The organism is Nonomuraea sp. NPDC050643 (assembly GCF_040654715.1).
Lineage (GTDB): Bacteria > Actinomycetota > Actinomycetes > Streptosporangiales > Streptosporangiaceae > Nonomuraea.
In genome coordinates, this window is record NZ_JBFAIM010000029.1 from 68001 (window position 1) to 80665 (window position 12665).

Below are 12665 nucleotides of genomic sequence, written 5' to 3' on the forward strand. Positions count from 1 at the left end.
CACGACTTCCGCGAGAAGGGAATCCTCGATGAACACGGCTGGACAGACCGCCGCCTCCGCCACCCGGCACTGGTCCGAGGCGTACTACGGGCACGGCTCGTGGTACGCGCGGTCCGTGGCGCATCTTCTCACGCCCGAACGGACCTCCCGCGAGACCGACTTCCTCATGCGGGCGTGCACCCTGGGCGCCGGCTCACACGTGATCGATCTCGGTTGCGGCGAAGGGCGTCACCTGCACGAGTTCGGCAGGCGTGGGGTGCGCGCGACGGGCATCGACCAGAGCCCGTCCAGCGTGACCGCGGCGCGTGCCGCCTGCGTGGGGCTCCCCGTGGACGTGCTGGAAGGCGACATGCGAACGCCGCCAGGCGCGGCGTATCAGGCGGTTCTCTGCTTGTACAACACCTTCGCCCTGCTCGATCGGCGGGAGGTGCCGGAGGTCCTGGCTCGATGGGCCGGTCGCCTCGACGCGGGCGGGCACCTGGTCCTCGACCTCTGGAACGCCGACGCCGTCAGAACGGACCCGGAACGTTCGCGGAGGAGCTGGCGGACGGGCGACGTCCGCGTTCAGGAGGACCGCACCGTGCTGCGGGCCGGCCGTGCGCTGCGCATCGACTACTCCTACACCGACGGCTCCGACCACGCGACTTACTCGGGGGTCTTCGAGCTGTACGCCGCGGCCGAGCTCGAAGCCTTGCTCGCCCAGGCGGGTCTGACCATGACCGCCGCTCACGGGACGCTGACCGGCGATCCCCTCGACCCGCGGGAGAGTCCACGGGTCGTCGTCGTCGGCTCGAAACGGTGACCGGCTCCGGCCGCGTCGCCGTGGCGGGCGGCGGGGCCGCCGCACTGTCCTCAGCGCTGCTGCTGGCACAGGCCGGCCGGGAGGTGGTGCTGATCGACCCCGCCCCCGCCCGCTCGACCGGGGATCCGTCCACCTGGTGTGTCGCGCAGATCAGGCATCCTCACGGGATGCTGGGCAAGGGCCTGGCGGTGCTCAGCGAGCATCTTCCCGCGGTGCTCGACCGGTTGCAGAGGATCGGCGGCACCGTGGTGAGTCTGCTCCAAGGCGGTGGCCCGCCGGTCGACACGCTGCTCATGGAGCGCTGGATGCTCGACGCGGCCTTACGCGCCGAGATCGCGCGGGCGGGAGCGGTGCGCGTACTGACCGGTTCTCGCCTCGTCGATGTCACGGCGACCGGGCGCACGGCATGCGCGCACGTACGGCGGCCCGGCGGCTCGATGGCCTTGACCGCCGCCTGCGTGGTCGATGCGACCGGCACCCACGGACGTATCTGGTCGGCGGAGTCCACCGTGAGCAGAGAGGAGCACGGGTCGTCCCGCGACTTCCACTCGGTTCGCCACAGGCTCCTGCCCGGTGCGCGGGTGCCCCCTCTGTCTCGCGTGGTCACCGGGCGGATGAACCTGTCCGACGGTGCGGAGGCGTCCATCATTCGCGGCCCGGGTGACGTCTTTCACGCGGTCGTGAGCTGTGGGCCCCGGTGGCCCATGCGACGGCGCCTCAGAGATCCCGGGTTTCATGCCGCGCTCTTCCGAGGCGTTCCCGAGCTGGGGCCCTGGACCTTCCCCGAATCGAGCACCCCGACCTCGCCCGTGCTGAGCTTCGCGAGCCGGGGCGATCAATGGGTCAGCGTTCCCGGGGAGGTGACGGCGGTGGTCCGGGCCGGAGACGCGTTGTTCACCACCAATCCCGCACACGGGCGCGGGCTCAGCCACGCGCTGTCGCAGAGCCTCATGCTGGCGCGGGCGCTCGGTCGTGGCGACGACGTGCGCGTGGGCGTCGCCGCCTACCGCGACGAGGTGCGCGAGCGCCTTCGGCCGTGGTTCGACGACAGCGTGCTGCTCGATGACGCCACGCCCGAGGGGGCCGCCCATCGGGCGCGGCTGGCCCGGCTCAAGGAACCGGCCGCCCGGGATCCGCGGTTGCACCGGCTGATGCTCGAACGTCACCACCTCCTTGGAGACAGCACGCTTCCGTCGTTGGCGACGAACTGAGGGAGACAGAGGCATGGACAGGTTCATCCAGGACAATGTCGTCTGGCCGGAGGGCATCACGAAGATGCACGTCTACCTGGTCCCCGACCTTGAGCTGAACAAGGAACTCGCGGCCCTGGTCCAGGACTGCCGGGCGGTCATCGGCCGGTTCCCCGGCATCGGGATCGTCCCCGACGCCTGGTTGAAGGCCACCCTGCAGTTGGTCACGGGTGTCACGGGGCCGGAGCTCGGCGCCGAGGAGCGGGAGGCGCTGGGTGCGGCCCTGGCCGGCACGCTCGCCGAGATCGAACCCTTCACGCTCTCGGTGGGCCCGGCGCTCGCCGGCGCCACCGGCGTCGCCCTGGATCTGGACCAGGATCTGCCGGGGCAGGCGCTCCACGAGTGCTACGAGCGGGTGCGGGCCGCCATCGTCTCCGTGCTGGGGGACGGGTCGGTCGAGTATTCGGCCCTGCCCCCTCACCTCACGCTCGGCTACGGGCTCGACTCGTTCGACTCGGGGCCCGTGCAGGAGGCCCTGCGCCGCCGGGTACGCCCTGGGCGGGCGACGTGGCTCCTCGACGAGGTGTGGCTCGTCGAGGTGACGCAGGATGTGTCGGAGAACCAATATCGCTGGCTGCGGCCGGCCCGGCGCATCCACCTCGGCCCCCGGTAGGCGCGGACGGCTTGACGCATTTTCGGGACTAAGTATCGTAATGCGAAACCCCCATACTCCGCCGGGGTCGCCGAGCGATCGGCCGCATCGGGACAGGAGGCAAGATGACGGCGAACACCCCCCGCCGTGACGATGCCGGACAGCCGTCCGCGCCCGACCGGCCCGTCTCCGGAGGGCGCGCCCTGGCGGAGATGCTCCGGGTCTGCGGCGCCGGCCCCATGTTCGGCATGGCCGGTTTCCAGTTGCTGCCGTTCTACGAGGGCGTGCGGGTCCTGGGCATGGAGCACCACCTGGTGAACGACGAGCGGACCGGAGCCTTCGCGGCCGACGCCTACGCCCGCCTGACGGGCCGGCCCGGGATCTGCGACGGCACGCTCGGGCCCGGCGCGACCAACCTGGTCACGGCACTGGTGGAGTCGCTCAACGCGGGTGTCCCGGTGATCGCGCTGACGGGCGACACCCATCGCGGGTCCTCCTGGCGGAACATGACGCAGGAGGCCCGCCAGGTGGAGATCCTGCGTCCGGCCGTCAAGGAGCTGATCCGCGTCGAGGCCGTCGAGCGCATTCCCGAGCTGGTCAGGCGGGCGTACGCGGTCGCCACGTCGGGGCGTCCAGGGCCTGTGGTCCTCGATGTCCCGGAGGACGTCGCGCATGCCGAGCACACGTTCGGCTCCGGCGCGTTCTTCGCCGACGCCGCCACCACCCGCGTGCCGGCGCGGCGGACCCGGCCCGACACGTACGAGATGGAGCGCGCGGCGGAGCTGCTGGCGCGGTCGCGGCGGCCGCTCATCCTGGCCGGGGGCGGCGTGCACCTGTCAGGCGCCTATGACGCCCTGCTCCGCCTGGCCGAAGGGGCGGGGATCCCGGTGGCGCACACGCTGAGCGGCAAGGGCGCGATCCCGTGCGTGCACGGCCTGTCCGCGGGGCTGTTCGGGCGGTTCAGCAGGTACGCCAACGAGCTGCTGGAGTCCTCCGACTGCCTGCTGGCCGTCGGGTGCAAGCTCGGGGAGATCGCCACGAAGCGCTACACCCTGCCTCTGCCGGGCACGCCGCTGATCCACCTCGACATCGTGGCGGAGGAGATCGGCCGCTGGGCACGTACCCAGGTCGGCCTCTGGGGGGACGCCCGCGCCGGGCTGTCGGACCTCGCGACGGCGCTGGCGGCCGGCGGGCCGTCCGATGACCGGTCGGCGTACCTGCGCGAGGTCAGGGAACGCCGCGCCGCGTGGGAACGGCACGCGCGGGCCCGCTACGAGAGCGACGAGGTGCCGATCGGCATGGGCCGGTTGATCGGCGAGCTGAACCGGGCCCTGCCCGACGACGGCGTGCTCGTCGCCGACGGCGGCTTCGCCAGCCACTGGGCCGGGCTCCTGCACGACACCAAGCGGGCGGGCCGGGGATTCGTGGCCGACCGCGGCTTCGCCTCCATCGGGTACGGCCTGCCGGGAGCACTCGGCGCCGCCCTGGCCGTCCGCGACACCGGCGCCCCGGTGGTGAGCATCACCGGCGACGGCGGGCTCAACATGACCGTGGGCGACCTGGAGACCGCCCGCCGCGCGGGCGCCGCCTTCACCCTCGTGGTCGTCAACAACGCCGCGTCCGGCTACGTCAAGGCGCTCCAGCACGCCGTGTACGGCGAGGGGCGATACCAGTCCGCCGATCTGATCGAGACGAACTACGCGGAGCTCGCCCGTCATTTCGGCTGCCACGGGCATCGGGTCGAGCACCCCGACGACCTGCGTCCGGCGCTGAAGCAGGCGCTGGCGACCCGCGACGCGCCGACCGTCGTCGACGTCGTCGTGACCCGCGACCCCGGCCGGATGCTGCCCGCCGCGGACAACCGCACGATCGAGGTCCGGCCAGGAGATCGTCCGGTGTGACGCCCGCGCGGTGCTCGTCATCGGCGGGCGGCCCGACAGGAAACGAGGTGCTTCCATGAACGCCGGCGAACGCATCGCCTATGTCGGCGGCGCATTCGTGCCCGAGGCGACGGCCACGGTGTCGATCCTGGACCACGCGGTGCTCTACGGCGACGGGGTCTTCGAGACCGTGGTCGCCTGGCAGGGCCGCATCTTCCGGCTGGACGACCATGTGCGGCGGTTCCTGCGCTCGTGCATGGCGGTCGCCCTGGACTGTCCCGTCACCGAAGACCGTCTCAAGGACCTGGTCATGACGACGGTACGCCGGAACGGGCTGCAGGACGCCTACATCAAGTGGATCCTGACCCGCGGCTCGAACGGCACACCGCTGATGGATCCCACCGGGTGCGTCCCGAACCTCATCATCATGGCGCGCCCGTACATCGACCGCTCGTCGCCGACCGGTCTGCGCGTGAAGACCGTCGCGATCCGCCGGCCGCCCGGGCATGTCCTCGACGCGCACGTGAAGAGCCTGAACTATCTCAACCTGGTCATGGCGAAGATCGAGGCCAGGGCCGCGGCCGTCGATCAGGCGCTGATGCTGGACGTGCGCGGCCGTCTGTGCGAGGCGCCGGGCTTCAACGTCTTCGTCGTCACGGACGAAGTGGTCAGGACGCCGCGGCACGATGTGCTGCGCGGCATCACCAGGGAGACGACCATGCACCTGGCGGCGGAGCTGGGCTACCAGGCTTACGAGAGCGAGCTCGAGCTGTACGACGCGTACACCGCCGACGAGATGTTCCTGACGAGCACCGCGGGTGGCCTCGTCCCGGTGGTGGAGGTGGACGGGCGCACGGTCGGCGACGGCGAACCCGGCCCGGTGCTGTCCGCACTCCAGAACGCCTACCGGGAGGCGCTGTCGTCCGCCCGCTGGAGCACGCCGATCGGATAGCCGCCTGGAGCACGCCGATCGGGTGGCCGCCCCGGTGGGTGAGTGCCCCGGCGGGTGAGTGCCCCGGCGGGTGAGTGCCGAGCGGCGACGGCTCGCCCCCGCTCGCGGCGTGTCACCTGGCGGGCTGGTCGCCCGCGAGGCGGCGTACGCGCGACTCGGTGACCTTGCCGATCGCGTCGCGCAGCCGCTCGTGCAGCGCCTTGGCCTCGCCGGCGAGCCAGGCGACGATGTCGGCGCGGCGGGCGGCCGACATGCGCTCGGTGATCGCGGCCACGCTGAGCGCCGCCACGGGCCGCTCGTCGTGCCCCATGACCGGCACGCCGACGGCCCTCATCCCGGCCAGGATCAGCCGGTCGTTGAACGCGTATCCCAGCTCGCGGCTCTCCTCGACCAGGGCCATGATCGTCGCCGAGTCGAGCTTGCCGAAGTGCGGATATCGCGGGGCGTTCGCGGCGACGATCTCGCGTATCTCGTGGTCGGGCAGCCAGGCCAGCATGGCCAGGTTGCCCGCGCCGACGCCGAGCGGACGGCGGTCGCCGACGTTCAGGCTGAGCGTCTTGATCGGGAACATGCCGGTCACCCTGTCGACGCACACCGCCTCGTTGCCGCTGCGCACGGTGAGGTAGACGGTGTCGTGGGTCCGCTCGGCCAGCCGCAGCATGCACTCGCTCGCCAGGTCGGCCAGGCCGTAGCGGTTGGCGGCGGTCATGCCGAGCGAGAACAGGCGCAGCCCGAGATGGAACCGGCTGGTGCGCTCGTCCTGCTCGACCAGCCCGACCTGGGCGAGGGTGCCGAGGATGCGGTGCGCGGTCGCCTTGCGCAGGCCGGTGTCGGCGGCGATGTCGATCAGGCGGCGGCCGTGGCCGTCTCCCGCGGCCACCGCCTCCAGGATCGCCGCCGCGCGCTCGATGCTCTGGATCGACTCCGTGTTCCGCTCCGGGGGATCCGTGCTCACGCGACCAGTCTGCCATTCCGGCCCGGCGGTACGGTCTTTCCGCCGGGCCGGCGTGGGCTCCGCCGGCGCCGGTCCGCATCTGATTACGCGCGTTACCCGACAGCTTCTACCATGAGTCCCGGGGCCGGCGCGGAACCCCCGCACCCGTGCGATCGAGGAGAGGACGGCATGCCCGTCAAGCGGATCACCAGTTCGGACGTCGCCCGGGCCGCCGGCGTCTCCCGCGCCACCGTGAGCTTCGTGCTCAACGACAAGCCCGGGATGCGCATCACCGAGGAGACCCGGCGCCGCGTCCTGGAGGCCGCCCGCGACCTGGACTACCGCCCGCACGCCTCCGCCCGTTCGCTGGCGGCCGGCCGCAGTGACGTGGTGCTCCTGGCCATTCCCGACCTGCCCATCGGAGCCGGCATCAGCCGCTTCGTCGAGGAGCTCGCCACCGCGCTGGCGGCCTACGGCCTGACGCTGGTCACGCACCTCGCGGCGGCGCACGGCCGGCCGCTGCCCGACGTGTGCGCGGCCATCGACGCCTCCGTGGTCGTCGGCTTCTCCGCTTTCGACCAGGACACCGTCCAGGCCCTGCGCCGCGCCGGCGCCGATCTCGTGCTCCCCTCCGAGGACGAGGGCCTCTCCCCGATGCGGCACGTCGGCCGTCTGCAGGCCGAGCACCTCATCAGCCGTGGCCATCGACGCCTCGGCTACGCCCTGCCCGGCCACCCCGCCTTCGCGCCGATGGCCGGCGAACGCCTCCAAGGCGCCGCCGACGCGTGCGTGGAAGCCGGGCTCGAACCTCCCGTGACGCTGACCGTGCTCCTGGAGGTCGACAGCGCGACGCGGGCCATCACCGGCTGGCGCGAGCAGGCGGTGACCGGCGTGTGCGCCTTCAACGACGAGACCGCCGTCGCCCTGCTCGCCGGCCTGCACGAGCACGGCCTCGCCGTACCCGCCGGCATGGCCGTCATCGGGGCCGACGACATCCCCACCGCGCGCTTGGCCGCGCCGCCGCTCACCACCGTCTGCTGGGACCTGCACGACGTCGCCCGGCACCGCGCCGCGACGATCGTCACCGGCCTGGCCGGCGCAGGCCGCACCGACCACCACACCGGCGCCTCGATCAACCCCCGCGTCATCCATCGTTCATCCACCTGAGCCGCCCATCATCGTCGCGGTGGTCACGGCGAGCCGCCCCTCGGCGCGGGCGGCGGCCTGGTCGTGGAAGGCGGTGAAGGTCCGCAGGCCGGTGAGGTCGGTGGTGCAGGCGGAGTCGCCGTGACCGTCGGCGGGTCCGGCCGGGTGATCTCGAGGGTGTGGCGGCGGACCGAGGACGCGCGGTCGATCATGCGCGCTGTTCCAGGACGTCGATGACGATCTCGGCCGGAGCACACTCTGGGGCGGAGGCGAGCAGCCGGATCTTGCCGGGGCCGGTGGGGCGGACGACGGCCAGGGCGCGGCCGTCGTAGGTGCGGCGTTCGAGGGCGTCGAAGCGTTCCTCGGTGGCCGGGTCGGCGCTGCCGAGGCCGAGCAGCACCGGGCCGGTCGCGGAGCGGAGCAGGTCCCGGCCGGTCTCGGCGCCGTCGCGGTAGGCGATCGCGAGCAGTTCGCCCGGCTCGTAGGCCGTCTCGAACGCGGCGCGGAAACGGTCCACCGGCCGCCGCCCGAGGGACCGGCCGTCGAGGAGGAGCTCGATCTCGTCGGCGTCGGCGTACCTGCCAGTCGTCGTTGAAGGACGTCCGCAACGACGTCGGCGAGCGGGCCGGCCCTGCCAGGCCGGCCCGGGAGCGCCGTTCAACCCCGCAGTCGCGCGTTGAGCCGGGCGGCCTGCTTGGTGAGGTGGTCGCGTTCGGGGAGGCTGGGCGCCGACCGGGCGGCTTCGGCGTAGAGCCGGGCCGCGGTCACCGGGTCTCCGTCACGCTCGTGCAGGTACGCCGCGACCGCGGTGTGGCGGGGCAGGCCGGGGTCGAGCACCGCCAGGGCGGCCAGGCCGGCCCGGGGACCGTCGGCCTCGCCGACCGCGACCGCGCGGTTGAGGCGGGCCACCGGGCTGTCGGTGAGGCGCACCAGTTCGTCGTACCACTCGACGATCTGCACCCAGTCGGTCTCCTCGGCCGTGTACGCGTCGGCGTGCAGCGCGGCGATGGCGGCCTGGGCCTGGAACTCGCCCAGGCGGTCACGGGCGAGGGCGGCCTGGAGCACATCGACGCCCTCGGCGATCAGGCGGGTGTCCCACAGGCCGCGGTCCTGCTCGGCCAGGGTCACGAGGCTGCCGTCGGGGCGGGTCCGGGCCGAGCGCCGGGCGTGGTGCAGCAGCATGAGCGCGAGCAGCCCGGCGGCCTCCTCATGGCCGGTCTTGGCCGCCAGTTGGCGGGTGAGCCGGATCGCCTCGGCGGCGAGGTCGACGTCGCCGGAGTAGCCCTCGTTGAAGACCAGGTAGAGCACGCGCAGCACGGTGGCGACGTCGCCGGGCTGGTTGAAGCGGACGTCCGAGACGGTCCGCTTGGCCCGGCTGATCCGCTGCGCCATGGTCGCCTCCGGCACGAGGTACGCCTGCGCGATCTGACGCGTGGTCAGGCCGCCGACCGCGCGCAGCGTGAGCGCGACGGCCGAGGCCGGTGTCAGGGACGGGTGGGCGCACAGGAAGTACAGCTGGAGCGTGTCGTCCACCGCCTCCCCCGGCTCGGGCAGGGGTTCGGCCTCGACGCGTACCTCGCGGTGCCGCCGTGAGGTCTCGGCGCGGGCGGCGTCGAGGAACTTGCGCCAGGCCACGGTGACCAGCCAGGCCTTGAGGTCTCGCGGCGGGCCGTCCGGCCCCCCGCGCACGGCCTCGACCAGGGCGTCCTGCACGGCGTCCTCGGCCGCCGCGAAGTCGGCCCCGCGCCGGACGAGGACGCCGATCACCGTGGGGGTGAGGGTCCGCAGCAGGGCCTCGTCCACGTACGTCACTCCGTGATGACCGAGTGCGCGGCCATGAACGGGCGTAGCTCGAGCCACTCGTGGATCGGCTCGCCGCCCGCGCCCGGAGCCGCGGACAGCTCGCCGGCCAGTTCGAGCGCCCGCTCGTAGGTGTCGACGTCGATCACCATCCAGCCGGCGATCAGGTCCTTGGTCTCCGCGAACGGGCCGTCGGTGACCGGCGGCCGGCCCTCGCCGTCGTAGCGGACGAACGTGCCCTCCGGGGTGAGCCCTTGACTGTCGACGAACTCGCCGGTCTCCTCGAGGCGGGCGGCGAAATCACGCATGTACTGCACGTGGGCGGTGACCTCCTCCGGCGTCCACTGGTCCATCGGCACGTCGTTGACCGACGCGGGCGCACCCCGGTAGTGCTTGAGCAGCAGGTATTTGGCCATCATGTTCTCCTTACGCGTACGGTCCATTGTGGCCGTGTTCAGGATGGGGACGGAGCCACGCGGGTTCTCGGCCTCCCAGCGCGACATTCCCGGCGGACTTGGCTCGACAGGTCCGCTCCCACGTCGGCTTCGGCCTGGGGCGGTGCCTCCGCGTGATGCGTGATGATGACCACATGACCGAAATAATGAGGTACGCCGCCTTCACCACCACTCCCACCGGCGGCAACCCCGCCGGAGTGGTCCTGGACGCCCGGGTGCTGTCGGACGCGGCCATGCTCGCCATCGCCGCCGAACTCGGCTACTCCGAGACGGCCTTCCTGCACCCCACGGGTGAGCGCCGCCACCGCATCCAGTACTTCAGCCCGCTGGCCGAGGTCGCCTTCTGCGGCCACGCGACGATCGCGGCCTCGGTCGCGCTCGGCGAACACATCGGCCCCGGAACCGTGCACCTCGCCACCCAGGCGGGCCCGGTGCCGGTGGAGATCGTCGCGGACCCGGCCGGCGGGATCACGGCCACCTTGACCAGCCCGCCCACCTCCACCCGCCGAGCCTCCGAAGAGGAGGAGGTACGGCCGGCGCTGGCCGCACTCGGCTGGTCGGCCGACGACCTGCACCCCGGCTACCCGGCACACGTCGCCCACGCGGGCAACGACCATCTCGTCCTGGCCGCGGCCGGCCGGGGCCGCCTGGCCGATCTCGACTACGACTTCGACGCCCTCGGCAAGCTCATGGCCGACGTGGGATGGACCACCGTCCACCTCTTCTGGCCCGAATCGCCCACCGTCTTCCACGTCCGCAACCCGTTCCCGCCGGGCGGCGTCGTCGAGGACCCGGCCACCGGCGCCGCGGCCGCCGCCTTCACCGGCTACCTGCGCACGCTGGGCCACCTCGAAGACGGCGCCGTCCTCACCATTCACCAGGGCGTCGACATGGGCCGGCCCAGCCTTCTGACGTGCACCACCATTCCGGGCGACTCGCGTGTGAGGGTTTCGGGCACCGCGGTGCCCATCCCGTGACGACCCATGATCTGGTCTCTGGCCCACCGGCGATATCGCCCCGGCAGGTGAGCACCGAACGCCAGGTGGCGAGGCGCGTCAGCGTGCGGCAGCGCCGTTCGTAGAGCGGGGTGGTGTCGTGGCTCACGGGAGGGTGGTCAGGTCGTGGTGGCGACGGTGGCGGCCGGAAACGACCTCCTCCTTGACCACGATCACCAGCCCCTCGCCCGCGAGCCGGTCCAGGGCGCCGTAGAGGGTGCCCGCGCCGAGCCGCACGCGGTCTTCGGACGGCTCTAGCATCGCTTTGATCACGCCGTATCCGTGCAGTGGCCCTTGGGACAGGGCCGGCAGGATCAGGTAGCCCCGCTCGCGCCATCCGATGACCGATGTACATCGCCATTCGTAGCATCGCGGCAAGTTCGGCGGGAAGCCCCGGTGTGACGGTCGGTCGTTCGCGGAACACTTTGTGTCACGGGGTGGTCGACTCACGTGAGGAGTGGGTTTCTTGGTGGTTCGCGTTCCGCCGGGGCTGCTGCCGGGGATCGGCTTCCGGCTGCCGGAGGTGGCCTGCCGGACACGGCCGCGCATCAACGTGGAATATCCGACGATCTATGAGGACAACGCGGCCTGGGTGGCGGAGTTCCTGCCACTCACGGACCCGGAGGCGATGCGGAGCCTGCTGGAGTGCCGATACCCCATGTGGGACTCGATGGTCTACCCCCAGGGCATCGCCGAGAGGGTGACCCACTCCTCCCAGATGACCTCACTGGCGTTCGAGGTCGACGACATGGCCGTGATCCAGAACGCCCTCTTCGGGGAAGTCGCGGGCGCACAGCTCGCAGACCACCCTTACGGACGCGCGTACGCCGACGTCTTCGCCACGTTCGAACGGAACATGCCCGAACGCGTCTACCGGCGATTCCGGCAGTCCTGGCAGGACTGGTTCGGCGCGGTCGTGGAGGAGAACCGCTATCGTCAACGCCGGCATACGCCCGACTTCGACACCTATCTTGGCCTGCGCAGAATCTCTGTCGGGCTGCTGCCCTACATCGTCACCGTGGAATATGTCCTGGACCTTGACCTGACCGATCTGCTGGCCGCCGACCCCGACCTGGCCAGGGCCGGGGAGCTCGCGGTAGAGCACGCGATGTTCGTCAACGACCTTCTCTCCTGCCGCGCCGAATGCCTCAAGGGCGATCATTTCAACGCTGTGGGCGTGCTCCTGCACGGCCACGTCCCCAGCCTCCAGCACGCCGTCGACCTCATCTGCGACCGCGTCCAGCGGGCGGACCAGGCCCTCGCCGCCTTGAGCGAACGCCTTCGCCACCGATACCCCGGCCCTGACCTGCGCGCCTACCTCGACGCCCTGGGCGACTTCTGCGCGGGTAATCTCCGCTGGTCCCTGGAGACCACCCGCTACATCGGGGCCGGCAACGCGTGGAACGGGCTGCGCACCGGACGGGTCACCTTCCACCACGACCGGACCGCCATCGTCCGCGAATAGTCCATGACCTCACCTTTGGCGAGGCCCACGGTGCTCTCTCCCGCCTTCGCGACCCTGGCCAGGATCTCGCCGGTCGACGGGTCTCCCCCAGCAGCGCCGCGGCCTCCGCCGACCAGAAGGGAACCTCGCGTTGACCGCGGAACCGCCCGATGACCGCCCTGCGCCGCACCACCATCCGGCACCCGTTGACCACGGCCGTGCGCAGGCACGGCAGCACCTGCTCGCGGTCGGCGGCCTGCTCCACCGGCGATGGACCGCGGCGAACGCGTCCTGGACCACGTCCTCGGCGGTCTCCTGGTCACCCACCAGGAGGAACGCCAACCGCACAAGAGCGAGCCGGTGGAGGGGGAACGACCCGGTCATGACCGTGTCGGCCGACGCCTCGGCGTCCGGA

14 protein-coding genes are annotated in these 12665 nt (G+C 72.0%); 8 read left to right on the top strand and 6 right to left on the bottom strand.

Annotated features, from left to right (window positions below):
• Positions 1–28: 28 nt before the first annotated feature.
• The 5 genes from AB0I15_RS33670 to AB0I15_RS33690 all read left to right on the top strand — a co-directional run bounded on the left by AB0I15_RS33670 (position 29) and on the right by AB0I15_RS33690 (position 5476).
• A complete protein-coding gene (locus AB0I15_RS33670; RefSeq protein WP_358104291.1) occupies positions 29–802 on the top strand; it encodes a class I SAM-dependent methyltransferase in 774 nt (257 codons plus the stop codon).
• Positions 799–2013: an FAD-dependent oxidoreductase gene (locus tag AB0I15_RS33675; RefSeq protein WP_358104294.1), complete on the top strand. Its 1215-nt coding sequence runs from the start codon at positions 799–801 to the stop codon at positions 2011–2013. Before AB0I15_RS33670 ends, AB0I15_RS33675 begins: the two co-directional genes overlap by 4 nt.
• Before the next feature lie 13 nt (positions 2014–2026).
• Positions 2027–2665, top strand: coding sequence for a 2'-5' RNA ligase family protein (locus AB0I15_RS33680; RefSeq protein ID WP_358104297.1), 639 nt, complete (start codon positions 2027–2029; stop codon positions 2663–2665).
• 104 nt (positions 2666–2769) lie between these two features.
• Positions 2770–4545 carry a thiamine pyrophosphate-binding protein gene (locus AB0I15_RS33685; protein ID WP_358104300.1) on the top strand — a complete coding sequence of 592 codons (1776 nt, stop codon included), beginning with the start codon at positions 2770–2772 and terminating at the stop codon, positions 4543–4545.
• Positions 4546–4600: 55 nt separating this feature from the next.
• Entirely contained in the window at positions 4601–5476 is an 876-nt protein-coding gene (locus AB0I15_RS33690) for an aminotransferase class IV (RefSeq protein ID WP_358104303.1), read from the top strand.
• A gap of 112 nt (positions 5477–5588) precedes the next feature.
• On the opposite strand, the gene AB0I15_RS33695 is transcribed toward AB0I15_RS33690, so the two are convergent.
• Positions 5589–6431 (bottom strand): IclR family transcriptional regulator, encoded by an 843-nt coding sequence (locus tag AB0I15_RS33695; protein WP_358104306.1) that lies wholly within the window; start codon positions 6429–6431, stop codon positions 5589–5591.
• Between the two features lie 168 nt (positions 6432–6599).
• On the opposite strand from AB0I15_RS33695, the gene AB0I15_RS33700 reads away from it, so the two are divergent.
• Positions 6600–7577 (top strand): LacI family DNA-binding transcriptional regulator, encoded by a 978-nt coding sequence (locus AB0I15_RS33700; protein WP_358104309.1) that lies wholly within the window; start codon positions 6600–6602, stop codon positions 7575–7577.
• Positions 7578–7764: 187 nt separating this feature from the next.
• Here AB0I15_RS33700 and AB0I15_RS33705 read toward each other — a convergent pair whose 3' ends face one another.
• The 3 genes from AB0I15_RS33705 to AB0I15_RS33715 are packed head-to-tail and all read right to left on the bottom strand — an operon-like array spanning position 7765 to position 9772.
• Complete coding sequence (locus AB0I15_RS33705; RefSeq protein ID WP_358104313.1) at positions 7765–8217, bottom strand: DUF4982 domain-containing protein; 453 nt, start codon at positions 8215–8217, stop codon at positions 7765–7767.
• A complete protein-coding gene (locus AB0I15_RS33710; protein ID WP_358104478.1) occupies positions 8214–9359 on the bottom strand; it encodes a sigma-70 family RNA polymerase sigma factor in 1146 nt (381 codons plus the stop codon). Before AB0I15_RS33710 ends, AB0I15_RS33705 begins: the two co-directional genes overlap by 4 nt.
• Positions 9360–9364: 5 nt before the next feature.
• The gene (locus tag AB0I15_RS33715; RefSeq protein WP_358104482.1) at positions 9365–9772 is read right to left on the bottom strand and encodes a YciI family protein; all 408 of its coding nucleotides are present in this window, start codon (positions 9770–9772) and stop codon (positions 9365–9367) included.
• Between the two features lie 173 nt (positions 9773–9945).
• On the opposite strand from AB0I15_RS33715, the gene AB0I15_RS33720 reads away from it, so the two are divergent.
• Complete coding sequence (locus AB0I15_RS33720; RefSeq protein ID WP_358104316.1) at positions 9946–10788, top strand: PhzF family phenazine biosynthesis isomerase; 843 nt, start codon at positions 9946–9948, stop codon at positions 10786–10788.
• A 123-nt stretch (positions 10789–10911) separates the two neighbouring features.
• On the opposite strand, the gene AB0I15_RS33725 is transcribed toward AB0I15_RS33720, so the two are convergent.
• Positions 10912–11067 carry a hypothetical protein gene (locus tag AB0I15_RS33725; RefSeq protein ID WP_358104319.1) on the bottom strand — a complete coding sequence of 52 codons (156 nt, stop codon included), beginning with the start codon at positions 11065–11067 and terminating at the stop codon, positions 10912–10914.
• 208 nt (positions 11068–11275) lie between these two features.
• On the opposite strand from AB0I15_RS33725, the gene AB0I15_RS33730 reads away from it, so the two are divergent.
• Positions 11276–12271, top strand: coding sequence for a terpene synthase family protein (locus AB0I15_RS33730; protein ID WP_358104484.1), 996 nt, complete (start codon positions 11276–11278; stop codon positions 12269–12271).
• A gap of 9 nt (positions 12272–12280) precedes the next feature.
• Here AB0I15_RS33730 and AB0I15_RS33735 read toward each other — a convergent pair whose 3' ends face one another.
• Positions 12281–12634, bottom strand: coding sequence for a sigma factor (locus tag AB0I15_RS33735; protein ID WP_358104322.1), 354 nt, complete (start codon positions 12632–12634; stop codon positions 12281–12283).
• Positions 12635–12665: the final 31 nt, after the last annotated feature.